Origin of the sequence: Polynucleobacter sp. AM-26B4, assembly GCF_018882285.1 — a bacterium.
Taxonomy (GTDB): domain Bacteria; phylum Pseudomonadota; class Gammaproteobacteria; order Burkholderiales; family Burkholderiaceae; genus Polynucleobacter.
Map to the genome: position 1 here is coordinate 526,674 of NZ_JACVOT010000001.1, position 22,537 is coordinate 549,210.

The following is a 22,537-nucleotide window of genomic DNA, read 5'->3' on the forward strand; positions in this document are numbered from 1 at the left end:
ACATAACTCCATCGTTTAAAGTATAGGGTATGTACACAATTCTTATTGCCGCTGGCTGGCCAGTTTGGCCCTTATTGATCACATCCATTCTTGCTTTGGCGATTCTTTTGGAAAGAATCTGGTTTTTACAGACCAAACGGATCACACCACCCCAATTATTAGAAGGCGCTATCCAATTAGCCAGTTCTGGGGCTCTAAAACAGCCTAAAACCGCTCAAGACGCTACGAAAGCATTATCAGATGCTGCGCCCCTTGGACAAATTTTGGCGGCAGCCTTATTGGAAAAAGCAAACGGTGGCTCAGAGGACAAAATCATTGCAGCGATGCAAGATGCCGCCGAATTCGTCACTATTTTGTTGGAACGCTATTTAGGTGCCCTGGCAACGATTGCAACGATTGCGCCTCTTTTAGGCTTGTTTGGTACTGTTGTTGGCATGATTGAAATTTTTGGCAGCCAGCAAGGCGTTGGTGCCAACCCTCAACAATTGGCCAACGGTATTTCAATTGCTTTGTACAACACTGCCTTTGGCTTATTGATTGCGATTCCTGCATATGCTGGTTGGAGAGGTCTCAAAGCAATGGCTGAAAAGCGCCAACGTGAGTGTGATGTTGCTGCAAAAAAATTACTCGCTCACTTGAACAGTATTTAATTAGCCCTCATGCTTTTTCGTCAAAATCATCGCAGCCTTTTTTTCTTAGGAAAATCAAGCGCTCCCAATAGTCAGCAACAAGCTCCTGAAATCAATTTAATTGCTTTCATCGATGTTCTGTTGGTGATATTGATTTTCTTGATGATCTCTACAACTTTCACACGCTATCAAGAACTATCCATCACCTTGCCAGCTGCAGAAGGTGCTGCATCAAAAAGCAAACCAAAAGATATCTCTGTTGCAATCTCTTCAGATGGTCGAGTGGCGATTGATGGCAAAAGAGTAGCGATGGAGCAACTGACCCAAAGCTTGAGTCAATCAGCAAAAAACACTGGTGGCGACAATGGTCCTATGGTGATCATTGCTGCCGACGGTAAAGCGCCTCATCAAGCGGTGATGCAAGTGATGGAAGCTGCGCGCAATGCAAATTTGCCGAACATCGTGTTTGCCACCCAATCAAAGTCAAAGTAGCATTGGCAATATGAGCCAACAAAAACTTACCCAAAACACACAAGCTCTTCAAGCGCCTAACTTTTGGGAAAAAAGAGGTTTTAAAGCACTTTTATTGTGGCCCGCATCGCTTATTTTTGGCTGGCTCACTGGTCTCAGAAAAGCTCTGTATGTCGTGGGCATACTTAGAAGCGAAGCAATCTCTGTACCCCTAGTGATTGTTGGAAATATTCGGGTTGGTGGCACCGGAAAAACACCCACAGTTTTAGCCATTGCAAAAGCTTTGCATCTTCATGGTTTTAAGCCAGGCATCATTTCTCGTGGCTATCAAAGCAATTCATCAAATGCTCAGTCAGCTCCAGAAGAAGTCACTCCAGAATCTTCACCAATCGAGCACGGTGATGAGCCTTGCTATATGGCCCAAGAATTAGCTGATCAAAAAATTCCGGTGATGGTTCACAGCCATCGCGTGAATGCAGCAAAAGCATTGATGATCAAACATCCTGATGTGAATGTGATCATCAGTGATGATGGCCTTCAGCATTACAAGCTGAAACGTTGGCCTGCACGAGAAGGTGGCAGAGACATTGAACTGGTCGTTCGCGATGCCAGAGGAGAAGGTAATCAATGGCTGATGCCTGCCGGACCGCTACGAGAAAAACCTCAGCGTGCACGCGACTTTACCTTGAACATTGTTGGCGCCGAAGACACAAGCAAAGCTTTGCCGCCCTACTTTCAGGATGCCCCAAATTTTGTACTGCCCGTTAAGACCGATCAGCTTTATCAGCTGGCAACACCAAGTCATCGAATGGCTTTGAGTGAAATCACTCAACTGCTCGATCCAAACGAAGATACCGAGAAACAGTTGTTAGCTGCAGCAGGCTTGGGCAATCCGAAGAAATTCTTTGATTTATTAAGATCAACTGGTTTGAAGTTTCAAGAAATGGCGTTACCAGATCATTTTGACTTTTCCACCAATCCATTCAAAGAAAATACTGCAAAAGTGATACTCATCACCGAGAAGGATGCCGTAAAATGCAAACAACTCAACGACTATAAGGATGATGAGCGTATCTGGATTTTGCCTATCACGGTGGATTTGCCAAAAGACTTTGTTGCCCAAATGGTTGAGATATTAAAAAGACCCCAACCTTGACACAAACACTTAAAGCATTAGATTCATTCACCGCCTCTTAAGATAATCCAATAACTCTTTAGCTGACACATCATGGATAAACGTTTACTTGATATTTTGGTCTGCCCAATTTGCAAATCTCCTTTACATCACGATGTTGAGACCAATGAATTAATTTGCAAAGCCGATCAACTGGCCTTCCCGATTCGTGACGACATTCCAGTGATGCTGGTGAATGAAGCACGTGAACTGAACGCTTCTAAATAAAACCAAATAAGCAAAAACTTAATGAAGCCTAACACCCCATTCTTGGTTGTGATTCCTGCGCGCTTAGCCTCGACTCGTTTACCCAACAAACCATTGGCTGATATTGCTGGCAAGCCCATGGTGGTCAGAGTGGCGGAGCGTGCACTGATGTCTGGGGCCTCACGAGTGGTGATTGCGGTTGACGATCAAAGTATTTTTGATGCCTGTAAAGCTCATAGCTTAGATGTGATGCTGACCAGCAAAGATCACCCAACAGGTACTGATCGATTGAGTGAAGTGGTCACCAAACTTAATTTGCATGATGATGAAATCATTGTCAACGTTCAAGGTGACGAACCATTGATACCCCCTGACTTGATCACTGATGTTGCGCAAACACTCTCACAACACCCTCAAGCATCGATTGCGACCACAGCTTTAGCGATTCATGATCTTGCTGAAGTAAACAATCCCAATGTGGTGAAAGTGGTCATGAACCAGTCTCAACAGGCACTTTATTTTTCACGCTCCGCCATCCCATTTAGTCGCAATCCTGAGCAATACCAAGCGCAGTGTTATCGACATATTGGGATGTACGCCTATCGAGCCAGTTTTTTGAAGAAATTCTCGCAACTTCCCCCAGCCCCCATCGAGGAAGCCGAAGCTTTAGAACAGCTCAGAGCCCTATGGCATGGTCACCTTATACAAGTTTTACTAACTGATGAGGCCCCGCCCCCAGGCGTTGATACAGCTGATGATTTAGAGCGTGTTCGCCAGGTTTTTAACAGCCTGGGTAAATCCTAGGCTCAAAAATTAGCCTTCAAGGGCAAATAATGGGAAAATCTCCCAGATATTAGAAAGAGTCAGCAAGCTGTCAAACAATCAGCCTACTCTTATACTTTTTTAAATTTTGTATTACCTGATTCAATAATAAAAAGGGAGTTAACCATGCGATTGATCCTATTGGGCGCACCAGGCGCTGGAAAAGGCACGCAGGCTAAATTTATTTGTGAGAAGTTTGGTATCCCCCAAATTTCTACTGGTGACATGCTACGTGCAGCTGTTAAAGCTGGCACTCCGCTTGGCATCGAAGCTAAAAAAGTCATGGATTCTGGTGGTTTGGTTTCGGATGAAATCATCATTGGTCTTGTCAAAGATCGTCTGACTCAAGCTGATTGCGCCAAGGGCTATCTATTTGATGGTTTCCCACGCACCATTCCTCAAGCACAAGCGATGAAAGATGCGGGCGTGCCGATTGATTACGTTCTTGAAATTGACGTGCCTTTCAGCGCCATCATTGATCGCATGAGCGGTCGTCGCGTACACGTTGCTTCAGGCCGTACTTACCATGTCACATTCAACCCGCCAAAAGTGGCTGGCAAGGATGATGAAACTGGTGAAGAATTAATTCAGCGTGAAGATGACAAAGAAGAAACAGTCAAAAAGCGTTTAGATGTTTATGACGCTCAAACTAGACCATTGGTTGAGTACTATTCTGGCTGGTCTAAGAATGGTGATCCAGCAGCCAAAGTTTCAGCACCCGCCTATCGGAAAATTGAAGGCACTGGTTCAGTCGATGTCATCACAGCGAGCGTTTTTGCTGCTTTGAAATAAATCAAAAAGCCTTAATAAAAAAGCCGGTGAAGCATTAGCTTGACCGGCTTTTTTCATATCTAATAATTTAAAGATAATGAGTTGGATCAGGAACACCCGATGCTTTAAAGCCTTGTTTGCGAAGGCGGCAAGATTCACATTGGCCGCAAGCCAAACCCTCGGTACTGGCCTGATAACAAGACACCGTTTGCGAGAAATCCACACCCAATGACATACCTATTTCAATGATTTGTGCCTTGCTCATCTGAATGATGGGGGCGTGAACTCTGAAGCGCGTGGACTCTTGATGAGACTCAACGCCCACCTTGGTGGCCAAATTGGCCGTTGCTTCAAAAGACTTCACATAATCAGGGCGACAATCTGGGTAGCCAGAGTAATCAACCGCATTAGCGCCAAAGAAAATATCTAAACCACCCAAAGCTTCGGCCCAACCCAAGGCCACTGAGAGCATGATGGTGTTGCGTGCAGGCACATAGGTGATAGGTATTTCATTGTTGGCGCCCGGACTGGTTGGAACATCGTAGGCATCATCTGTCAAAGCAGAGCCACCCACAAACCGGCGCAGATCTAAATCAATGATTTGATGCTCAACTGCACCCAAAGATTTTGCGACCCTTGTCGCAGCATCTAACTCAGAAGAATGTCTCTGGCCGTAACGAAACGACAAGGCATAGACAGCGTAACCAAGTTTTTTTGCAATCGCCAAAACAGTTGCCGAATCCAAACCACCCGATAACAAAACAACGGCGGGAGCATTCCGCTTCCTGGCATGCATCATCTCAAAATTAACGGACATACGATCTTCGATTACTTCAAGCGTTTGAGGGCCTGTTTAGCCAAATCAGCAGCCTCAGTATCTGGATGCTTGGCAATTAAATTTTCCAATGTCTTTTTGCCAGCAGGTTTCTGACCTGCTTCAATCTGACTATTGGCCAAAGTTAACAGTGCATCAGGCACACGTCCATGCAAAGGATAGCGTTTAACCATTGATTGGAGCGTTGCAATCGCTGACTTATGGTCTTTTTGTGCGTACTCTGAATTACCTAACCAGAATTGAGCCAATGGCCAATATGGGCTGTTTGGGTATTTTTTAACAAAAGACTGAAACCCTGTATCAGCTCTCTTTAAATTGCCATCCTGAAAAGCCTTTAAAGCAGCGTCATAAGCTTCTTTTTCACCAGGTTGAACTTTGCCTTGAACACCCTCAATCTCCATCACTTGAGGCTCATGTTTTTTCATCCGATCATTGAGATCTTGATAAAAAGTTTTTTGTTGCGCAGTTAACTCTTCAACTTGCTTTTCCAAGACTTCTGAACGACCCCGCAATTTAGCGGTTTCCTGATTGAGTTCGTCAAGACGACCCTGAAGTTCAACTTGGGCTTTTTGACTGGCTGAGAGTTGCGCTCGCAAATCTAAAATAGCGCGGCGCGCTTCACCATCCTCTATGAAAGCAAAACTAGAGGGAGATGTGAAAGATAGGCCTACAAAAACAACAGCGGCCAAAGCCGCTGTTGAATTGTGCAGAAAACTAAAGCACTTTGATTGCTGCATGAGTATTCTTTTCTTAAATCAATTTAAATCGATTAATAAGCGATATCAGCACGGCGATTTTCTTGCCAAGCTGCTTCGTTGCTACCCTGTGCCTTTGGTTTTTCTTTACCAAAGCTCACTGCTTCCATCTGTGAATCAGGCACTCCTAGCAATGACAATGATTTACGCACAGCTTCTGAACGACGTTGGCCCAATGCCAAGTTGTATTCAGTTGTACCGCGTTCATCTGTGTTGCCTTCAATTTTGATCTTGCGATCTTTGTTGGCCTTCAAATAATTAGCATGAGCTTGTAATGTTGCTTGGTACTCAGCTTTAACAGCGTAGCTATCAAAGTCAAAGTAAACACTGCGCTTGAACAATGGGCTCTTAGGATCGTTCCATGGTTGTGAGCTGTAATCCGTACCGCCCTTACCATTCACATCATCCAACTTCACGCCAGATGCGCAAGCTGTTAACAAAGCTACTGACAACAATAATGTTGCACGACGAGCGATTGAAAATTGTTTCATGATTTTCTCCAGTCAAAATATTTATTAATTAATCTGTGTACTTATTATTTACTTGTTTCTATTGGTTAATTTTCATCAAAAAAGGCTTAATTCGATGAATTAAGCCCTATCGTACCAAATTAAGATGAATGTATTACTTTTTGGACAACTAGTCCATGAATGGGCCCCAGGCAGGCTCACGAATATCAGCGCCTGGCAAACTCAAGGTTTGCTTATTTTTACCGTCAATCGATACCGCCATCAATACTGGTTTGCCTGCTGAGCGAGTAGCGTAAAGAATGTATCGTCCATTGGCAGCAAAAGTAGGAGTTTCATCTCTGGTGCCATCACTCAAGGGTGTGACATCACCAGTCGCCAAATCTTGAAGGTGCAAGCGATAAGCTCCAGACACACGAGCGATGTAAGCTAAATTTTTACCATCTGGCGATAAGCGCGGACTTGTCACAAAAGAATGTTTAAAAGTCACTCGTTGCGCAGCACCGGCCGCTTCGCCAGCAGTCGACATTCTATAAATCTGTGGGCTACCACCACGGTCACTCGTGAAATAAATAGACTTACCATCTGGCGACCACTGTGGCTCAGTATCAATGGATGAGCCTCTGGTCAAACGTTGGAGTCCAGTGGCATTGGCATTGATTTTATAAATCTGAGTATTGCCATCCCTCGATAAAGCCATGGCGAGTTGACTGCCATCCACTGACCAAGAAGGCGCACTGTTATTGCCTTTCTGGTTAGAAAGAATCGTGCGGCGCCCAGTTGCCAACTCATGAACGTAAATCACTGGCTTGCGCGCCTCAAAAGAAACGTAGGCAACTTTTTTGCCATCAGGCGACCAGTTAGGCGAAATGATTGGTTCATTACTTGCTAATGCAGGTTTAGCATTTTCACCATCAGAGTCCGAGATCACCAAGCGATGACTCTTGCCAGAGCGAATCACATAAGATAAGCGCGTTGAAAAAATGCCGCGCTCACCTAAAATCTTTTGAATGATGTCATCAGCAATCTTGTGTCCTGCTAAACGTAAATCTTCAACACCAACAGTGACAACAATACCGCCCAAGCTTTCGCCTTTGCGGATATCAAATAAACGATAGCGAATCTCAAAACGACCATCTGATAACTTGGTGACATTACCAACTGCTAGAGCATCAGCACCTCGCGCAGACCATGACTTGAAGTCAGGGTTGATGTCCCAACCCAACTCAGCAGAGCCACTCTCGACATTTCGAATCGCTCCACTGCGAGTCAAGTTAGAGCGAACCACATCCGTTACCTTGACTGGCAATTGATTTTCACCAACAAAGCGCATCACAGCCACCGGGAACAGTGACTGACCCACACCCGTGATTTCAATATTCATTTGCGCTTTGACACCGACTGAAAATGCCATCAAAGCAAATATCATCAAAAAGTTCTTGGTCAGAGTTGTTTTCATCTTTGCTTCACCAATCTCATCAATCAATTTAATCTTTGGGTTTAAAGGTCAATCGTATTTGTTTAGGCACCTTGCCATCATCATCTTTAGGCAAAGTTTGAGCATCATCAACAGCTCTTAAAACAGCACGATCCCAAGCAGCATCACCACTGCTCTTTAAAACTTTTCTATTCATGATTGTGCCATCAGGGGCCAACTCTACGCCAACCTCTACCGCCGGATTGCCCGCCACCAAAGATGGATTGAACACAATCAAAGGCAAGATCTTTTTACGCACTTTATCTGCATAGCCAGGCTTGGCATTACCGCCGCCACCCACACCGTCTCCAACCACACCACCTCGACCACCCGCAGCACCTTCTTTACCTGCAGCAGACCTCAAGCGAGCCAATTGATCAGAGCGTGCTTTTTCTTGTGCCAAAGCCTCTTTGCGCTCAGCATCGGCTTTGGCCTTCGCTTTGGCTTGCTCTTGTTTTTGTTTGGCTAGTTTTTCTTGTTCAGCTTTTTGTTTTTGTAGTTCTTTTGGATCAACTTTTTTAGCGGCCTTGACCTCTTCTTTAGGCTCAGGCTTTTTCACTGCTTCTTTTTTCTTTTTCAAAGCAATGTCTGCTTTTTCATCCGCATCGATTTTTGGATCAATGTTTGCTGGAGCGCTTTTGATGACCGGAACATTGTCCCAAATCTCCGCCTCAAGACCAGCAGGCGTTTGGCTTTTCCAACTCAAACCAAAGGTCAAAAATCCAAACAACAAAAGATGCATCCCCAAAGCCCACACAAAGGCTTTGCCGGTTCCAGGTTCTGCCTGAATTCGGTTTCTAAGGGGATTCATTGGAAATGCTGCTGCGCTCAATTCATCTCTCAGTGATGTGTCAGTTGCTCTTAACCGCCAACCCTACGCGCTTGATACCGTTCTCTTTTAAGCGCGCCATCACGTCCATCACAATCTCATATTTGATGGATTTATCGGCAGCAATCACCATCGGTTGATCAGGTGTTAATTCAGCGCGCTCACGAGCAAACGCCCCAAGCTCAGCTCTTGTGACAGTTTTATCTGCCTTGCCCTCACTCTTGATCAAAATAACTTCTTCAGCAGAAATATTGATCAGGACCGGTGGCATTGGTTGCACTTGTGCACCACCCACTGTTGGCAAACTGACAATGCCTGGATTGACCATTGGAGTTGTGACCATGAAGATCACCAACAACACCAACATCACATCAATGTATGGCACCACGTTGATGTCAGCCATTGCACGCCGACGACCACCAGATTTTCTAGAGATACTAGCCATGAATGAGCAATCTCCGTTTAACGAACTTGCTGTTGACGCTGCAAAATATTTGAAAACTCTTCAATGAAAGTTTCAAAGCGAATCGCTAAGCGATCAATGTCAGCTGCATTGCGGTTGTATGCAACCACCGCAGGAATTGCCGCAAACAAACCAATCGCAGTGGCTACCAATGCTTCAGCAATACCAGGAGCAACACTGGCCAAAGTAGCTTGCTGCACATTGGCCAAACCTCGAAATGAATTCATGATGCCCCACACGGTTCCGAACAAACCAATGTAAGGTGATACAGAACCAACTGAAGCCAAGAAAGGCAAGTTCGCCTCCAAGGTATCCATCTCACGCTGGTAAGCAGCTTTCATGGCGCGTCGGGCTCCATCAATCTCTTTACCCTTTAAAAACTCTTGCATGCCGCTTTCAAAGATACGCTCAAGACTCGCTGATTGGTCTTTATTGCGCATAGCACCTTGAAGCAAAGTATTCAAATCACCACCCGACCAAAAGTCTCTTTCGAAACGCTCTGTCTCTTGACGAACCGCTTTAAGAGCCAAACCTTTTCTAAAAATAATTGTCCATGAGGCCACTGAAAGACCGACCAATAACAACATGACCAGTTGCACCAAAATACTGGCGTTCAGAATCAAGGACAGAATTGATAAATCTTGAGTGGCTTGCATGAGCGTTAATTTCCGTAGGGTTGAGCTTAGGGTTAAGTGAGGTGATTCGTTTAATTACTTGCGATGAACAGCCAAAGGACCAGATGCCTGACACGCTGGCATCATTTCAATGACGTTGATGTTCACATGCGCTGGCAATGTTGATGCCCAATAAACTGATTCAGCGATGTCAGTCGCAGTCAAAGCTTGGACGCCGTCATACACCTTAGATGCTTTTTCATCATCGCCCTTGAAGCGCACGTTTGAAAACTCTGTGCCTGAACACAATCCTGGTGACACATCAGTCACGCGCACAGGTGTACCCAATAAATCAGACTTGAGGTTCAAGCTGAATTGGCGCACAAATGCTTTTGTGCCACCGTAAACGTTGCCACCTGGGTATGGGTAGCGACCAGCAATCGAACCCAAATTGAATACATGGCCTGCACCGCGCTCAACCATGCCTGGCAAAAATGCTCGTGTCATGTACATCAAACCCTTGATGTTGGTATCAACCATTTGCTCCCAATCATCTAAATCAACTCGGTGTGCTGGCTCTAAACCAAGAGCTAAACCAGCGTTGTTCACCAAAACATTCACGCCTGCAAATTCCTTAGGCAGTTTTGCTGGCAAGGCAAAAACCATGTCTTTATTGGTCACATCCAAAATTTCAGTGTGTAAACGGGCCTGCTGATCGGCTGGCAAAGACTTTTTTAAGGCCTCTAGGCGGTCTGCGCGACGCCCTGCTGCCACTACTTTATGGCCTTCAGCCAAATAACGCTTGGCGATCGCTTGGCCAAAGCCTGCAGTGGCGCCTGTCACTAATACTGTCAACTTAGTCATTTTTGGTCTCCTTACTGGTTTTTTTGTATCATTTAGGTCTGCAGAGTTTAGCGTATGCTTGCGACAAATTACTTGATTCCCATAGAAAGCCCACATCATGTTCAAACGTAGTGAAACATTGGCCAAAACTGATCCCGCATTGTGGGATGCCATCCAAGCTGAAAATAAGCGTCAAGAAGACCATATTGAACTGATTGCCTCAGAAAATTACACCTCTCCAGCGGTTTTAGAGGCTCAAGGCTCTCAATTAACCAATAAGTATGCCGAAGGCTACCCTGGCAAGCGTTATTACGGTGGCTGCGAGTATGTAGACGTTGCTGAGCAATTGGCGATTGATCGTTTGAAACAGATTTATGGCGCAGACGCAGCCAACGTTCAGCCTCACTGTGGCGCATCTGCCAATGAAGCAGTGTTTTTGGCGTTTTTAAAGCCTGGTGACACGATTCTAGGCATGAGCTTGGCCGAAGGTGGTCACTTGACTCACGGCATGGCTCTTAATATGAGCGGCAAGTGGTTCAATGCCATTTCTTATGGTTTGAACGCTCGTGAAGAAATCGACTACGACGCGATGGAGCGTTTGGCGCGTGAGCACAAACCAAAATTAATCATTGCTGGTGCATCTGCTTACTCATTGCACATCGACTTTGAGCGTTTTGCCAAAGTGGCTAAAGAAGTGGGCGCGATTTTCATGGTCGACATGGCTCACTACTCTGGATTGATTGCTGCGGGTGTTTATCCAAACCCAGTGCCTCACGCAGACATCGTGACATCTACAACGCACAAGAGTTTGCGCGGTCCTCGTGGCGGCATCATTTTGATGAAAGCAGAACACGAGAAAGCCATTAACTCAGCGATCTTCCCTGGTTTGCAAGGCGGTCCATTGATGCACGTGATTGCTGCCAAAGCAGTTGCTTTCAAAGAAGCTTTAGAGCCAAGCTTTAAAGAGTATCAAAAGCAAGTATTGGTGAACGCCAATGCAATGGCACAAACATTGATCAAGCGCGGCTTGCGCATCGTTTCTTCAGGAACACAATCACACGTGATGTTGGTGGATCTTCGCGCTAAGAAAATCACTGGCAAAGAAGCAGAACGTGTTTTGGGTGAAGCGCACATCACATGTAATAAAAATGCGATCCCTAACGATCCTGAGAAACCATTTGTGACAAGCGGTATTCGTTTGGGCTCACCAGCGATGACCACCCGCGGTTTCAAAGAAGCTGAAGCCATTCAAGTGGCTAACTGGATTGCAGACGTTTTAGATAATCCTAACGACGCTGCCAACATTGCTAAGGTGCGTGAGCAGGTATCAGCTCTCACTAAACGCTTCCCTGTTTACAGCAATTAATTCAGGGAATAAAAGAAGCTCATGCATTGTCCTTTTTGCAAACACTCTGATACACAAGTTCTAGACACTCGCGTATCGGAGGAAGGTGACGTCATTAAACGACGTCGTCGTTGCGAAAAGTGCGATAAACGTTTTACAACGTATGAGCGTCCTGAGTTAGCACTTCCAGCGATTGTTAAAAAGAATGCCAGTCGTGTTGAATACAATCGCAGCAAGATTGTTGACTCGATGGGCATTGCACTGCGTAAGCGCCCTGTTTCCGCAGAAGCCGTTGAAGAGGCGATCAGAAATATCGAAGAGCGCTTACTAGCTACTGGCGAAAAAGAAATTGCCAGCGATCGAGTAGGTGAACTTGTGATGCGCGAACTCAAGCGCCTTGATAAAGTCGCCTACATCCGCTTTGCCTCTGTCTACAAGAGCTTTGCAGACATCGAATCATTTGAAAGTGCGCTCAAAGAGCTTAAATAATTAAGCCCACTTAAGATTTAATTTTCGATTAGACGTTGCACAATCTCTGAGATACAAATTAATTAAGCTCTGATAAGGTATTCCAACCTCTTCAGAGATTCCTTTGAAGTATGAAATTGAGTCCTCATCAAGTCGAATAGTTATTTGTTTTTTAAGCGCAGCTGCATAACTATTTTTCTTAGCCCCAGAGAAGTCGTAGTTCTTACGCATATATTCACCTTTATGGATAAAAGTTTGCTTCCGAAGTTGTTGCCTTTCTAGCGGAAATGATTCTAATCACACTATCGTACGATCTATAGCAGTGGCACACGATAATTAATCTGGCAATTTTGCTCAATCCCAACAAAATATATCTTCGCTCTCGGTCAGAGTGATCGGGATCACTCATCAGCCTGGCCCAGTCATCATAAAAAGCCGACTTAGCCTCCTCAAACGAAACTTTATGTTTTTTAAGATTCAACAAAGCTTTCTTCTCATCCCACTCAAAGGTTATGTTTTTCATAACTATATTGTAGTTATTTTTTAATTATATACAAGAAAAAAACATGTGGCGACACAAAAAAATATTTTCAGAAATTTCTTACAAGCCAATCATCCGTAGCTGATTTTCAAGCAGGTCCTGATTTGGCATCATTGATTGATGTCACCCACTACTTCTTTCAATCCACTCGGCTTCACCTTCATTGAGATTTTGATTGCACTCAGCCTATTGAGTGGCTCTTACTTTGTCATTTTTTCCACACAACAATTTCTTGCAAGCCAGTCACTTAAATTGGAGACCCAATTTCTAGAAATTCTGCGCGCTAGTGATGATCACGAATTAGAAATCGCGCTGATGGATGAGGACCATCAATGAATCTTCTAGAAATATTGATCTGCAGCCTCGCGGGCAGCTTGATTCTGATGAGCTTGACTCAATCAGGACACCAAATTTATGCATCACTGGATCAGCAAGCGGCCAAAGCAATCCTACAAAGTGAAGCTCTGCAAGCCTTGCAAATGATGGGAGAAGCCATTCAGATGGCCAGCAGCCCCAAAGGATCGAAGATCCCACGATTGATGATCAAAGACAGTGCATCGATGAGCAATGCTCAAGCAGGTCAATTTCAGATCAGGAAAGGCTCAGCCAGCATGGACAGCTCTGATGCGTTCTTCAGCACCAACAAAGAAGAAGAGATGAACTACAGAGCCTTTTTTGTACAAATGCAAGGACATCATCAGCAACGTGATGGCGTGCTGTATTTACAAACCAAAAATAAAAAATCTCAACTACAGAACGACGCATTGATTGGTCATATTCAATCAATGCAAATACAAGCAGGCATCAAAGAGAATGGTTTGATTCAGTGGTACGAGCCTTATCAAATCAGCGAGCGCTCGAGCAAAAACAATCCGCATTGGAAACAAGTCAAAGCAGTAAAAATTTATTTAAAACTTCAGAAAGGACGTCACTCACTTGAACTTGAAAAGATCTACGCCTTGCGTCATCCAGCCATCAATCCATAAGCCCATCAATCACTCAACTGGTTTTATATTGATCAGTGTGCTGAGCTTTATTCTGCTGACCACCCTATCCATAGCAGCCATCCTCAATATGACTGTCACTCAGATCAGAATACTGGGTAGTGAAAAATCATATTTAGAGAATTTCAGGTTAACCGAGCAAAAGTTAATCAGCGCTGAAAGATTGATAGCTCAGGGGCTTGAAGCCAATCACCTGGTTGAAACAGAGACCTTCCGACCAAAGAACTTTAGAAGCAAAGCTGGTATTAATAGTCAACATTTCAAATTGACGGCCACCACTCAAGAGCAGCAGAGGCGGACTGACAGTAAAACAACAATCCAAAGCATCATCAGAGTGGATGTTCCAAAAGAAACTTCTTCAAGTTCTAAGAAAGCATCTGCAACACCGAGAAAAAATGAGAGAACCGTACAACGCCTTGAATGGAAAAAGCCATGATTACAATGACTGGCATTTCAACTAAAGGCTTCACATTGATCGAGGCATTGATCTGTCTTGCAATGATGGCTGCTATGTCGGCAATTGCCGCACATTTATTCAGTCAACAAATAGCACTTTTACAACTGGATGAAGTCAGCCAAGCATTTATTCAAGATGCGCAATTAGCCCGACAACTATCAAGACAATCCAATCAAACTGTGACGCTCAAACCACTGGGAGATGGTGAATTCAGAGACTGGTCTGATGGTTGGGAAATCACTCAAAATATATTTTCTTCAGAAGAAGCATTTAAAACACTCAAGCAATATCCTTTGCATGGTGGCCATTTAAAAGGTCGCATTCAGATAGCTCAGGATTCATTAAAAGACAGTCAGCAATTCACCGACATGAGTGCACCGTATAAAGCTCGGCACATCAGCTTTCAATCAGGAAACATCGCACAACTGCGCAATGGAGGCTTTGTGGCCAATCGCATCATTTGGCAACACCGACAGTACCCCCAGCTACAAATGCATGTGATTCTCGGTCCTGGTGGACGTTGGCGAAGCTGCAATCCCAATAGGGATAATCAAAAATGTCTGTAAAGTATTTGAATCACCTCTAAAATAAAGCATCCCTTCAGCTTTCTATTAAAACTATTTATGTACACCCCCAGTGATCATGACTACATGACCATGGCCTTGGCAGAAGCCAAGAAATCCATGTTCGTGAGTAACCCAAATCCTCGGGTTGGGTGTGTCATTGTTAAAAATAATGAAATTCTGGGAGTAGGTCATACACAAGTGGTCGGCTCAGACCATGCAGAAATCAATGCACTCAAAGATGCCAAAGCCAAAGGCAAAGATGTCACAGGTGCAACGGTGTACGTCACTTTAGAACCTTGTTGTCATCATGGGCGCACGCCTCCTTGCACTGATAGCTTGATCGCTGCCAAAGTATCAACCGTGATTGCCGCTATGACGGATCCCAATCCTTTGGTAGCAGGACAAGGATTAGAAACACTCAGAGCCTCAGGCATTGAAGTGCGTTGCGGTCTTTTAGAAAAAGAATCCACGGAACTCAATCCTGGCTTCATCAAACGCATGACGCAAAAGAAACCTTGGGTGCGCATGAAAATTGCTGCGAGTCTCGATGGTAAAACTGCTCTTCACAATGGCGTGAGCCAATGGATCACCAGTGCAGAGGCCAGACACGATGGTCACCTGTGGCGCGCCAGAGCTTGCTGCATCCTCACAGGCATCGGCACCGTCAAAGAAGATGATCCACAACTAAATGTCAGAGACGTTCATCCAAAAGATATTTCTGCAAGACAACCAATGCGAGTCTTGATTGATTCATTTTTGGAAGTTCCGCTCAACGCAAAAATTTTGGATGAGACCATCGGTGGTCAAACCTTGGTTGTTTGCGGACAAGTGGATGATGCGCACTTTGCTCAAATAGAAACTGCTTTAAAAGCCAAGAATGTTCGCTTGATAAAAATGGCTGACACATCCAATCCAAAAGGCAAAGTTGATTTATCCGCCTTATTCACTTACTTGGCAGAAAAATGTCACGTCAATGAAGTGCACGTTGAAGCGGGCTTCAAACTCAATGGCTCACTGCTTCGCGAAAATTGCGTCGATGAGCTATTGATCTACATGGCACCAAAACTTTTAGGCGATGCTCAAGGCATGGCCAATCTACCTACTCTCACAAGCCTTGATGGCGTTGATGCTTGGGATATGATGGATCATCAAACCATTGGTCATGATTTGCGCTTGCGCCTTATAAAAAAGTAACTTATAAAGAAAACCTATGTTCACTGGAATCATTCAAGCAATCGGACACATCGACACCGTTGAAAAACTCGGTGATGGCTTTCGCTTACACATCAACGCCGGAAAATTAGACATGGATGATGTTCAATTGGGCGACAGCATTGCGCTTCAAGGCGCATGCATGACTGTGGTCTCAATGACTGACTCACATTTTGCGATCGATATATCAGCAGAGTCTTTGGATAAAACCACGGGCTTGGATAAACCTGGTCACATCAATCTTGAAAAAGCATTGCGCTTCAATGATCGCTTGGGCGGTCACTTGGTCAGCGGTCACGTCGATGGCATGGGCACGGTGACACTTTTTGAACAAGTCGAACAAATTAAAACGAATGAATCTCAAAACAATGAAGGCTCATGGCATTTGATCATCAAAGCTCCTCTGTCTTTAGCCAAGTACTTGGCCTACAAAGGTTCGATCGTGGTTAATGGCACATCGTTGACCGTCAATAAAGTTGAAGATCTTCAAGATGGCTGCCTGATGCACATCAACCTCATCCCTCACACACTTCAAAACACCACCCTTCAATACCTCAAGGCAGGCTCTTTGGTGAATTTAGAGGTTGATTTGATTGCTCGATATGTTGAGCGCATGCTCGCGCCCAATTAGGCCTGAATGAGTCCTGAGCGACTAAAAGGCTCATGCATTAGCTAAAAGATAGCTAAAAACCCTGCCTTCACTCAAAAAAGCTTTAAAATCACCGCTCTATGCCAAGCACAAGCTATTCCCTCTCCTCTACTGAAGAAATCATTGCCGACATGCGTACCGGCAAGATGGTCGTTTTAGTCGATGAAGAAGATCGTGAAAACGAAGGCGACTTGGTGCTGGCCGCTGATCATGTCACACCTGAAGCGATTAACTTCATGGCCAAACATGGTCGAGGCTTGATTTGCTTGACCCTGACTCGCGAACGATGCGAGCAACTCAATTTACCTTTGATGGTGCGTGACAACACGGCAGCTCTAGGCACTAATTTCACGGTATCGATTGAAGCAGCTGAAGGTGTTACCACCGGCATCTCTGCTGCCGATCGCTCTCACACAGTCAAAGTGGCGGTTTCTCCAACAGCCAAACCGCGTGACATCGTGATGCCTGGCCACATTTTTCCTCTCATGGCACAAGCTGGCGGTGTGTTGGTTCGTTCCGGCCACACTGAAGCAGGCTGTGATTTAGCAGAACTAGCAGGATGCAGTCCAGCCGCTGTGATTTGCGAAATCATGAAAGACGATGGCGAGATGGCTCGCTTACCTGACTTAGTTGAATTCGCTAAAGCTCACCAATTAAAAATTGGCACCATCGTTGACTTGATCCATTACCGCAGTCGCAATGAGAGCATCATCAGTCGTCAAGGCACTCGCGTATTCAATACCCCATGGGGACCTTTACAAGGCATTGCTTATAAAGACAGTCCAACAGGTTGTGCGCACTTGGCCTTGATCAAAGGTCAACCAAATCCAAGCCAAGAAACCTTGGTGCGTGTGCATGAACCCGCCACCATTCTTGATTTACTTGAAACAGAATCTGCCAGTCATTCATGGCCTGTGACTCAGGCGATTAAAACCATCGCTGAAAGTGAAGCTGGCGCGATCGTTTTATTGAATTGCGCCGGAACAGCTGCTGTGAACACAGACGCTTGGTTCAATCAGTTAGGTAAGTTGGATGGCATTGCCCCAGTGAACCCTCAAAGAAAAACTGATTTCCGTACCTACGGTATTGGCGCGCAAATTTTGAAAGATTTGGGTATCCGCAAAATGAAATTGTTGGCCAAGCCAGGCAAGTTACCAACCATGGCCGGCTACGACTTAGAAGTCACCGGACATTTGCCATATCAAGCAACATAATTAGTTTTCTCGATTTTTAGTTTTATCACCACCACACACAAAGGTTCATATGCCACTAACTAACATTGATCGAATTGAAGCAGACTTAAACGGTCAAGACCTTTGCATCGGTATTGTGCAAGCGCGTTTTAATGCTCCTATCTGTGAGGCTTTAACAGAGGCTTGCGTTAAAGAATTATTAGCTCTTGGTGTTGCAGAGCCCGACATTGTGATCACAACCGTTCCAGGCGCTTTAGAGATTCCTTTGGCACTTCAAAAACTCACTGAGAGTGGCGAGTTTGATGCGCTGATTGCTTTGGGTGCAGTGATTCGTGGTGAAACTTATCACTTTGAACTTGTTTCAAATGAATCAGGGGCTGGCATCTCACGCGTTGGTCTTGATTACGGCATTCCTATTGCAAACGGCGTTCTCACTTGTGAAACAGATGCACAGGCTCAAGCACGCGTTCTTGAAAAAGGTCGTGATTGTGCGCGCACTGCTGTTGAAATGGCCAACCTATCCATTGGCCTAACACCTGATGATGAAGTTGAAGAAGACTAATCAATACCAAATATAAATATTTAGCAGCTTATGAACTTTGATCCCCAACAACTCAATAAACCGATTTCATCTGTCACGGTGAAACGGTCTTTGACGCCACGTCGTCGTGCACGCGAATACGCACTACAAGGTGTTTATCAATGGTTGGTGATCAAAGCAGCTGGTGGCTTTGCAGATCACGCCACCATTGCCAAGCAACTCGGCGAAGACCCTGGCTTCAAAAAAGCCCAAAAAGAATTATTTGATCATTTGTTTTCTGGGGTGGTGAACCACTATGACATCCTTGAAAACCACATCAAGAAACATATTGATCGCCCAATGGAAGAGTTGTCACCGGTTGAATATGGTGCCTTACTCATTGCTGCCTTTGAATTAGCCCAAGATATCAGCGTACCGTTCAAGGTCGCTATCAATGAAGCTGTAGAACTTGCTAAGGTATTTGGTGGCACAGATGGCCACAAGTATGTGAATGGTGTTCTAGATAAATTGGCCCAAGAACTCAGACCTCATGAGATGCCGCGCTAATAGCGCTAAGGGCCCAGGAGCTCTAGAGATAGAGCTAAACAACTAAATTAATTAAGGCTCTGGCCTAAGCTAGCAATTCTCAAAGCTGCAGCTTGTCTTAAACGATTTCTTTCAGCCAAAACCTTCTCGCCATAACCACCATCATTGATAAAGATGGATGAGGCGCCCACATACAAACGTAATCCAGCGTGTAATGAACCGCCTTTGGCGATGTACTCACGGAGAATCAAAGAACCCACACGCATATTAGCGTCTGGATCCAAGGCTGCTTCATGGCCGCCAAATAACTCAAACTTTTCTACGTGAACCCGGGTCATCACTTGCATCAGACCCTGGGCACCCTTTTTGCTCTCGGCCAAAGGATTAAAACTTGATTCAACCGCTGTGACAGCCAAAATCAAGGTTGGGTCTAGACCCACCTCACGACTCACTGTCATGGCTTTATCAACAAACTCTAAGCTCGCAGAATGGGCAATCTTATATTTATTAGATATGTATGAAGCAACGGCTTGACGCTCTGCTCCAGACTTTAGGATTTTTGCATCCAAGGCTTCAGCATCCACCAAGCTTGTTGGGATTTTGGCTGCTTGAGGTGCCACAGATGGAACAGGGTCAAAACTGTTCTGGAATATTTGATAAGCCTCAGCTGGGATCAGCCAAGAGGCCAATTCAACACGCAAAGGCTGGTTCATCCACATGGCCAAGACCATGAAGGAAGCTAGAACGCCCAAGGAGCTCATTACGCCCTTGAACTTTGCTTTGGCAATAGAAAGCAAGTCAACGGACGCAGAGCTGTCTCTGTCCTGTATGCCTGTGTTAACCATCTTCAAAGTGTTTGTATTCATTTCTACCTTCTTAAAAAGTGTTTCGTTCACCGATTCAAACCAAGGATCAAACCAAGCCCTGAAATTTGTGCACTGCAACATCTCTTTGAGTTGATGCATATTAGGAAAGGTTATATACACTGTCAAGCATATAGAAAATTATTTACAATATTTTTAGTTATTAAAAGACTGTATAAAGAATCATACCCCCTGTGGATAAGGTGGGTGACTCATTGACGTATAAGGGTAAATTTTATGTTAGTAAGCACTAATTTTATATTCTGAAAAAACTACATTTAGTGGTTTTTTTTGAATTAAAAACCATAGATTGATTCAATCATCCTGAAATATCAGGGTTTTAACTGATCTTTCATTCTGGTATTCAGAGGGAGTGCCCGCTCTTGAACTGGAGCATCTTAATGATCCAAAAAATTCAATCGATGCAGAAGGACTCAATAACTTAGGGCAAAATCTCAAGCTATGACAAACCAATTCTTTGAAGTAAACAACCCGGCCAATCAACAAATCATTGCTCAGGTCCCCAATATGACCCCAGCAGATGCCTTGCGAGCCGTTGATACGGCTAACGTAGCACTTCCTGCCTGGAAAGCAAGAACTGGCAAAGACAGAGCACAGCTATTAAGACGCTGGTTCGAACTCATGAACCGCGATGCTGATCGCTTGGCCCGCTTGATGACTGAAGAACAAGGCAAAGCATTGATGGAAGCCAAAGGTGAGGTTACTTATGCGGCTTCATTCATTGAATGGTTTGCCGAAGAAGCCAAGCGCGTGATGGGCGCTATTCCTGCCAGCCCTTGGTCTGATAAACGCATGATGGTCCTCAAGCAAGCCATTGGGGTCTGCGTTTCGATCACCCCATGGAACTTCCCTTTGGCCATGATCACCCGCAAAGTAGCCCCAGCCATTGCTGCTGGCTGCACGATTGTGATCAAACCGGCGGAGCAAACCCCTTTATCAGCCCTGGCACTGGCAGAACTGGCCAAAGAAGCCGGGATTCCTGATGGCGTCATCAATATCGTGACAGCCGATGCAAAGAATTCTGTAGCGATTGGCAAAGCCCTTTGCGACTCTCCTATGGTTCGTCATCTGTCTTTCACAGGCTCAACCCCGGTTGGCAGAATCTTGATGGAGCAATGTGCCCCTACTATTAAGAAGGTGGCCCTTGAACTGGGTGGCCATGCCCCCTTCATTGTGTTTGAGGATGCAGACTTAGACGCAGCGGTCAGTGGAGCCATGCAATCTAAATACCGTAATGCCGGTCAAACCTGCGTTTGCACCAATCGTTTTTACGTACATGCGAGCTTGCACGATGTATTCGTGGAAAAATTAGCTCAAGCCAGCAAACGTTTGGTCATTGGTCCAGGATTAGATAAAGGCGTTCAATTAGGTCCATTGATTGATCAACAAGCTATTGATAAGGTTGAGCAACACGTTCAAGATGCGGTCGCAAAAGGCGCCCGTGTGATGACTGGTGGCAAGCGCCACACTTTGGGTGGCACCTTTTATGAACCCACTGTATTAGCAGGCGTTAAAAAAGGCATGTTGATCACTGAAGAGGAAACCTTTGGTCCAGTGGCTGCCGTGATTCCATTCACATCAGAGTCAGAAGTGATTCAAATGGCCAATGACAGTGAGTACGGCTTAGCTTCGTATTTTTACAGTAAAGATATCAGTCGTATTTGGAGAGTTGCTGAAGCCTTGGAATTTGGGATGGTCGGCGTGAATACCGGCACGATCTCAAATGAAGTGGCACCTTTTGGCGGTGTTAAACAATCTGGTCTTGGCAGAGAAGGCAGTGTTTGGGGAATGGATGAGTACTTAGAAATGAAGTACGTTTGCCTTGGGCTCTAAATCCAACTCTATATCAAGCCAAGCAAATCATTAGAAACAAAATTTTTATACTTTCTTGAACACCAAATCCCAAACTCCGTGCCCAAGACGAATACCTCGATTCTCAAACTTGGTCACTGGGCGGTAAGTTGGACGCTCTGCATACCCACCTGCTAAGACACCCGTATTGACCAAGGTAGGCTCTGCAGATAAAACTTCCATCATCTGCTCAGCATATTCTTGCCAATCAGTGGCCAAGTGCCAATAGCCACCTGGTTTAATCCGGCTACTTAATAGTGATACAAATTCTGGCTGGATCAAACGACGCTTGTTGTGGCGTTTTTTATGCCACGGGTCTGGAAAGTAAACATGAACGCCATCTAAAAAAGATTCTGGAATCATGTTTTCAACAACTTCTACTGCATCATGGCGCATGAGTCTTAAATTAGTGAGTCCTTGCTCACCTATTAACTTAAGTAATGCGCCCACTCCTGGCTCATGAACCTCAATGGCCAGAAAATCATCAGCCGGTCTGGCGGCAGCGATCTTGGCGGTGGTCTCCCCCATGCCAAAACCTATTTCAAGGATTTTTGGCCTTGGTGTCTTATTTAAATCAGCAGGATTAGATTTAAAACTTTTATCCCAATCAATTGCTTGACCAGTGAAGGGCAATAAAAATTCAGGGCCCAAGGTTTCAATAGCGCGAGCTTGGCCAGGAGTCAAACGGCCGGTGCGTAAAACAAAAGACTTGATGCGATGCAAGTAATGCGCAGAGTCCCCAGAGTCCTTGGGCTCTTTAGCAAATGCTTCTTTGGCTTGCTCAAAGGATTGATGTAAACGCGGAGATTCTGAATTCTTTTCTGACATGCGCTTATTTTAATCTCCTGAGCTGCATCGCCTTCCATCCTCACCCCAAGGCCAATCTCATTCCCCATAGAGCTAATGATTTATACTTATGACAATTATTAGAGATTTGTCATATT

At 44.9% G+C, this 22,537-nt stretch carries 30 protein-coding genes; 18 read left to right on the forward strand and 12 right to left on the reverse strand.

The window, feature by feature from the left end; all coding sequences use genetic code 11:
• Nucleotides 1–29 precede the first annotated feature (29 nt).
• The 6 genes from ICE88_RS02600 to adk all read left to right on the forward strand — a co-directional run bounded on the left by ICE88_RS02600 (nt 30) and on the right by adk (nt 4,095).
• Nucleotides 30–650: a MotA/TolQ/ExbB proton channel family protein gene (locus ICE88_RS02600; RefSeq protein WP_216249041.1), complete on the forward strand. Its 621-nt coding sequence runs from the start codon at nt 30–32 to the stop codon at nt 648–650.
• A gap of 9 nt (nt 651–659) precedes the next feature.
• Nucleotides 660–1,121, forward strand: a complete 462-nt coding sequence (locus ICE88_RS02605; RefSeq protein WP_216249043.1) for a biopolymer transporter ExbD — start codon at nt 660–662, stop codon at nt 1,119–1,121.
• A 10-nt stretch (nt 1,122–1,131) separates the two neighbouring features.
• Nucleotides 1,132–2,256, forward strand: coding sequence for a tetraacyldisaccharide 4'-kinase (gene lpxK / locus ICE88_RS02610; protein ID WP_216249045.1), 1,125 nt, complete (start codon nt 1,132–1,134; stop codon nt 2,254–2,256).
• A 72-nt stretch (nt 2,257–2,328) separates the two neighbouring features.
• Complete coding sequence (locus ICE88_RS02615) at nt 2,329–2,502, forward strand: Trm112 family protein (RefSeq protein ID WP_216249048.1); 174 nt, start codon at nt 2,329–2,331, stop codon at nt 2,500–2,502.
• A gap of 21 nt (nt 2,503–2,523) precedes the next feature.
• Nucleotides 2,524–3,285 (forward strand): 3-deoxy-manno-octulosonate cytidylyltransferase, encoded by a 762-nt coding sequence (kdsB, locus tag ICE88_RS02620; protein ID WP_216249050.1) that lies wholly within the window; start codon nt 2,524–2,526, stop codon nt 3,283–3,285.
• A gap of 144 nt (nt 3,286–3,429) precedes the next feature.
• Entirely contained in the window at nt 3,430–4,095 is a 666-nt protein-coding gene (gene adk, locus ICE88_RS02625; RefSeq protein WP_216249051.1) for an adenylate kinase, read from the forward strand.
• Between the two features lie 67 nt (nt 4,096–4,162).
• On the opposite strand, the gene queC is transcribed toward adk, so the two are convergent.
• The 8 genes from queC to ICE88_RS02665 form a co-directional block, all read right to left on the reverse strand.
• Nucleotides 4,163–4,891: a 7-cyano-7-deazaguanine synthase QueC gene (queC, locus tag ICE88_RS02630; RefSeq protein WP_255535177.1), complete on the reverse strand. Its 729-nt coding sequence runs from the start codon at nt 4,889–4,891 to the stop codon at nt 4,163–4,165.
• An 11-nt stretch (nt 4,892–4,902) separates the two neighbouring features.
• Entirely contained in the window at nt 4,903–5,646 is a 744-nt protein-coding gene (ybgF, locus tag ICE88_RS02635) for a tol-pal system protein YbgF (RefSeq protein ID WP_216249052.1), read from the reverse strand.
• Between the two features lie 32 nt (nt 5,647–5,678).
• Nucleotides 5,679–6,155 (reverse strand): peptidoglycan-associated lipoprotein Pal, encoded by a 477-nt coding sequence (gene pal, locus ICE88_RS02640; RefSeq protein WP_216249053.1) that lies wholly within the window; start codon nt 6,153–6,155, stop codon nt 5,679–5,681.
• A 148-nt stretch (nt 6,156–6,303) separates the two neighbouring features.
• Complete coding sequence (gene tolB, locus ICE88_RS02645) at nt 6,304–7,590, reverse strand: Tol-Pal system beta propeller repeat protein TolB (protein ID WP_370624420.1); 1,287 nt, start codon at nt 7,588–7,590, stop codon at nt 6,304–6,306.
• Between the two features lie 28 nt (nt 7,591–7,618).
• Nucleotides 7,619–8,419 carry a cell envelope integrity protein TolA gene (tolA, locus tag ICE88_RS02650; protein WP_216249054.1) on the reverse strand — a complete coding sequence of 267 codons (801 nt, stop codon included), beginning with the start codon at nt 8,417–8,419 and terminating at the stop codon, nt 7,619–7,621.
• Between the two features lie 40 nt (nt 8,420–8,459).
• Nucleotides 8,460–8,882, reverse strand: coding sequence for an ExbD/TolR family protein (locus tag ICE88_RS02655; protein ID WP_215290924.1), 423 nt, complete (start codon nt 8,880–8,882; stop codon nt 8,460–8,462).
• Between the two features lie 17 nt (nt 8,883–8,899).
• Entirely contained in the window at nt 8,900–9,556 is a 657-nt protein-coding gene (gene tolQ, locus ICE88_RS02660) for a protein TolQ (protein ID WP_216249055.1), read from the reverse strand.
• A gap of 54 nt (nt 9,557–9,610) precedes the next feature.
• Nucleotides 9,611–10,369 (reverse strand): SDR family oxidoreductase, encoded by a 759-nt coding sequence (locus ICE88_RS02665; protein ID WP_216251795.1) that lies wholly within the window; start codon nt 10,367–10,369, stop codon nt 9,611–9,613.
• A gap of 106 nt (nt 10,370–10,475) precedes the next feature.
• Between ICE88_RS02665 and glyA the strand changes: the two genes are divergently transcribed.
• Nucleotides 10,476–11,723: a serine hydroxymethyltransferase gene (gene glyA / locus ICE88_RS02670; RefSeq protein WP_216249056.1), complete on the forward strand. Its 1,248-nt coding sequence runs from the start codon at nt 10,476–10,478 to the stop codon at nt 11,721–11,723.
• Between the two features lie 21 nt (nt 11,724–11,744).
• Nucleotides 11,745–12,191 carry a transcriptional regulator NrdR gene (nrdR, locus tag ICE88_RS02675; RefSeq protein WP_089515264.1) on the forward strand — a complete coding sequence of 149 codons (447 nt, stop codon included), beginning with the start codon at nt 11,745–11,747 and terminating at the stop codon, nt 12,189–12,191.
• Here the strand turns inward: nrdR and ICE88_RS02680 are convergent, their stop codons facing one another.
• Both ICE88_RS02680 and ICE88_RS02685 read right to left on the reverse strand, forming a co-directional pair.
• Nucleotides 12,192–12,401: a BrnA antitoxin family protein gene (locus tag ICE88_RS02680; protein WP_089515263.1), complete on the reverse strand. Its 210-nt coding sequence runs from the start codon at nt 12,399–12,401 to the stop codon at nt 12,192–12,194.
• Nucleotides 12,402–12,411: 10 nt separating this feature from the next.
• Nucleotides 12,412–12,693 (reverse strand): BrnT family toxin, encoded by a 282-nt coding sequence (locus ICE88_RS02685; protein ID WP_216249057.1) that lies wholly within the window; start codon nt 12,691–12,693, stop codon nt 12,412–12,414.
• 138 nt (nt 12,694–12,831) lie between these two features.
• Here ICE88_RS02685 and ICE88_RS02690 point away from each other — a divergent pair, with 138 nt between their 5' ends.
• The 9 genes from ICE88_RS02690 (at nt 12,832) to nusB (ending at nt 18,879) form a co-directional block, all read left to right on the forward strand.
• A complete protein-coding gene (locus ICE88_RS02690; RefSeq protein WP_216249058.1) occupies nt 12,832–13,047 on the forward strand; it encodes a prepilin-type N-terminal cleavage/methylation domain-containing protein in 216 nt (71 codons plus the stop codon).
• Entirely contained in the window at nt 13,044–13,697 is a 654-nt protein-coding gene (locus ICE88_RS02695) for a hypothetical protein (protein WP_216249060.1), read from the forward strand. The genes ICE88_RS02690 and ICE88_RS02695 overlap by 4 nt, the downstream gene beginning before the upstream one ends.
• Nucleotides 13,698–13,785: 88 nt before the next feature.
• A complete protein-coding gene (locus ICE88_RS02700; protein ID WP_216249062.1) occupies nt 13,786–14,151 on the forward strand; it encodes a hypothetical protein in 366 nt (121 codons plus the stop codon).
• Entirely contained in the window at nt 14,148–14,738 is a 591-nt protein-coding gene (locus ICE88_RS02705) for a Tfp pilus assembly protein FimT/FimU (RefSeq protein WP_216249064.1), read from the forward strand. The genes ICE88_RS02700 and ICE88_RS02705 overlap by 4 nt, the downstream gene beginning before the upstream one ends.
• A gap of 57 nt (nt 14,739–14,795) precedes the next feature.
• Nucleotides 14,796–15,932, forward strand: a complete 1,137-nt coding sequence (gene ribD / locus ICE88_RS02710; protein WP_216249065.1) for a bifunctional diaminohydroxyphosphoribosylaminopyrimidine deaminase/5-amino-6-(5-phosphoribosylamino)uracil reductase RibD — start codon at nt 14,796–14,798, stop codon at nt 15,930–15,932.
• 16 nt (nt 15,933–15,948) lie between these two features.
• A complete protein-coding gene (locus ICE88_RS02715; protein ID WP_216249067.1) occupies nt 15,949–16,581 on the forward strand; it encodes a riboflavin synthase in 633 nt (210 codons plus the stop codon).
• Between the two features lie 98 nt (nt 16,582–16,679).
• Complete coding sequence (gene ribBA / locus ICE88_RS02720) at nt 16,680–17,813, forward strand: bifunctional 3,4-dihydroxy-2-butanone-4-phosphate synthase/GTP cyclohydrolase II (RefSeq protein WP_216249069.1); 1,134 nt, start codon at nt 16,680–16,682, stop codon at nt 17,811–17,813.
• A gap of 49 nt (nt 17,814–17,862) precedes the next feature.
• Nucleotides 17,863–18,354, forward strand: coding sequence for a 6,7-dimethyl-8-ribityllumazine synthase (ribH, locus tag ICE88_RS02725; RefSeq protein WP_216249070.1), 492 nt, complete (start codon nt 17,863–17,865; stop codon nt 18,352–18,354).
• A 30-nt stretch (nt 18,355–18,384) separates the two neighbouring features.
• Nucleotides 18,385–18,879, forward strand: coding sequence for a transcription antitermination factor NusB (gene nusB, locus ICE88_RS02730; protein WP_216249072.1), 495 nt, complete (start codon nt 18,385–18,387; stop codon nt 18,877–18,879).
• A 47-nt stretch (nt 18,880–18,926) separates the two neighbouring features.
• Here nusB and ICE88_RS02735 read toward each other — a convergent pair whose 3' ends face one another.
• Entirely contained in the window at nt 18,927–19,724 is a 798-nt protein-coding gene (locus ICE88_RS02735; protein ID WP_216249074.1) for a transglycosylase SLT domain-containing protein, read from the reverse strand.
• A 459-nt stretch (nt 19,725–20,183) separates the two neighbouring features.
• Between ICE88_RS02735 and ICE88_RS02740 the strand changes: the two genes are divergently transcribed.
• On the forward strand, nt 20,184–21,575 hold the full coding sequence (locus ICE88_RS02740) for an NAD-dependent succinate-semialdehyde dehydrogenase (RefSeq protein WP_216249076.1): 1,392 nt from the start codon (nt 20,184–20,186) through the stop codon (nt 21,573–21,575).
• A gap of 45 nt (nt 21,576–21,620) precedes the next feature.
• Here ICE88_RS02740 and trmB read toward each other — a convergent pair whose 3' ends face one another.
• Nucleotides 21,621–22,421 carry a tRNA (guanosine(46)-N7)-methyltransferase TrmB gene (gene trmB, locus ICE88_RS02745; RefSeq protein ID WP_216249079.1) on the reverse strand — a complete coding sequence of 267 codons (801 nt, stop codon included), beginning with the start codon at nt 22,419–22,421 and terminating at the stop codon, nt 21,621–21,623.
• Nucleotides 22,422–22,537: the final 116 nt, after the last annotated feature.

Excerpts from the sequence above, each read along its gene's own strand:
- pal (WP_216249053.1), bottom strand. The coding sequence starts at position 6,155 with ATGAAACAATTTTCAATCGCTCGTCGTGCAACATTATTGTTGTCAGTA.
- ICE88_RS02655 (WP_215290924.1), bottom strand. The coding sequence starts at position 8,882 with ATGGCTAGTATCTCTAGAAAATCTGGTGGTCGTCGGCGTGCAATGGCT.
- ICE88_RS02615 (WP_216249048.1), top strand. The coding sequence starts at position 2,329 with ATGGATAAACGTTTACTTGATATTTTGGTCTGCCCAATTTGCAAATCT.
- ICE88_RS02735 (WP_216249074.1), bottom strand. The coding sequence starts at position 19,724 with ATGAATACAAACACTTTGAAGATGGTTAACACAGGCATACAGGACAGA.
- nrdR (WP_089515264.1), top strand. The coding sequence starts at position 11,745 with ATGCATTGTCCTTTTTGCAAACACTCTGATACACAAGTTCTAGACACT.
- queC (WP_255535177.1), bottom strand. The coding sequence starts at position 4,891 with ATGTCCGTTAATTTTGAGATGATGCATGCCAGGAAGCGGAATGCTCCC.
- trmB (WP_216249079.1), bottom strand. The coding sequence starts at position 22,421 with ATGTCAGAAAAGAATTCAGAATCTCCGCGTTTACATCAATCCTTTGAG.
- ICE88_RS02690 (WP_216249058.1), top strand. The coding sequence starts at position 12,832 with ATGTCACCCACTACTTCTTTCAATCCACTCGGCTTCACCTTCATTGAG.
- kdsB (WP_216249050.1), top strand. The coding sequence starts at position 2,524 with ATGAAGCCTAACACCCCATTCTTGGTTGTGATTCCTGCGCGCTTAGCC.
- ICE88_RS02705 (WP_216249064.1), top strand. The coding sequence starts at position 14,148 with ATGATTACAATGACTGGCATTTCAACTAAAGGCTTCACATTGATCGAG.
- ICE88_RS02740 (WP_216249076.1), top strand. The coding sequence starts at position 20,184 with ATGACAAACCAATTCTTTGAAGTAAACAACCCGGCCAATCAACAAATC.
- tolB (WP_370624420.1), bottom strand. The coding sequence starts at position 7,590 with ATGAAAACAACTCTGACCAAGAACTTTTTGATGATATTTGCTTTGATG.
- ICE88_RS02600 (WP_216249041.1), top strand. The coding sequence starts at position 30 with ATGTACACAATTCTTATTGCCGCTGGCTGGCCAGTTTGGCCCTTATTG.
- glyA (WP_216249056.1), top strand. The coding sequence starts at position 10,476 with ATGTTCAAACGTAGTGAAACATTGGCCAAAACTGATCCCGCATTGTGG.
- ribH (WP_216249070.1), top strand. The coding sequence starts at position 17,863 with ATGCCACTAACTAACATTGATCGAATTGAAGCAGACTTAAACGGTCAA.
- tolA (WP_216249054.1), bottom strand. The coding sequence starts at position 8,419 with ATGAATCCCCTTAGAAACCGAATTCAGGCAGAACCTGGAACCGGCAAA.
- ribBA (WP_216249069.1), top strand. The coding sequence starts at position 16,680 with ATGCCAAGCACAAGCTATTCCCTCTCCTCTACTGAAGAAATCATTGCC.
- ICE88_RS02605 (WP_216249043.1), top strand. The coding sequence starts at position 660 with ATGCTTTTTCGTCAAAATCATCGCAGCCTTTTTTTCTTAGGAAAATCA.
- adk (WP_216249051.1), top strand. The coding sequence starts at position 3,430 with ATGCGATTGATCCTATTGGGCGCACCAGGCGCTGGAAAAGGCACGCAG.
- ybgF (WP_216249052.1), bottom strand. The coding sequence starts at position 5,646 with ATGCAGCAATCAAAGTGCTTTAGTTTTCTGCACAATTCAACAGCGGCT.
- ICE88_RS02695 (WP_216249060.1), top strand. The coding sequence starts at position 13,044 with ATGAATCTTCTAGAAATATTGATCTGCAGCCTCGCGGGCAGCTTGATT.
- ICE88_RS02700 (WP_216249062.1), top strand. The coding sequence starts at position 13,786 with ATGACTGTCACTCAGATCAGAATACTGGGTAGTGAAAAATCATATTTA.
- ribD (WP_216249065.1), top strand. The coding sequence starts at position 14,796 with ATGTACACCCCCAGTGATCATGACTACATGACCATGGCCTTGGCAGAA.
- ICE88_RS02715 (WP_216249067.1), top strand. The coding sequence starts at position 15,949 with ATGTTCACTGGAATCATTCAAGCAATCGGACACATCGACACCGTTGAA.
- tolQ (WP_216249055.1), bottom strand. The coding sequence starts at position 9,556 with ATGCAAGCCACTCAAGATTTATCAATTCTGTCCTTGATTCTGAACGCC.
- nusB (WP_216249072.1), top strand. The coding sequence starts at position 18,385 with ATGAACTTTGATCCCCAACAACTCAATAAACCGATTTCATCTGTCACG.
- ICE88_RS02680 (WP_089515263.1), bottom strand. The coding sequence starts at position 12,401 with ATGCGTAAGAACTACGACTTCTCTGGGGCTAAGAAAAATAGTTATGCA.
- lpxK (WP_216249045.1), top strand. The coding sequence starts at position 1,132 with ATGAGCCAACAAAAACTTACCCAAAACACACAAGCTCTTCAAGCGCCT.
- ICE88_RS02685 (WP_216249057.1), bottom strand. The coding sequence starts at position 12,693 with ATGAAAAACATAACCTTTGAGTGGGATGAGAAGAAAGCTTTGTTGAAT.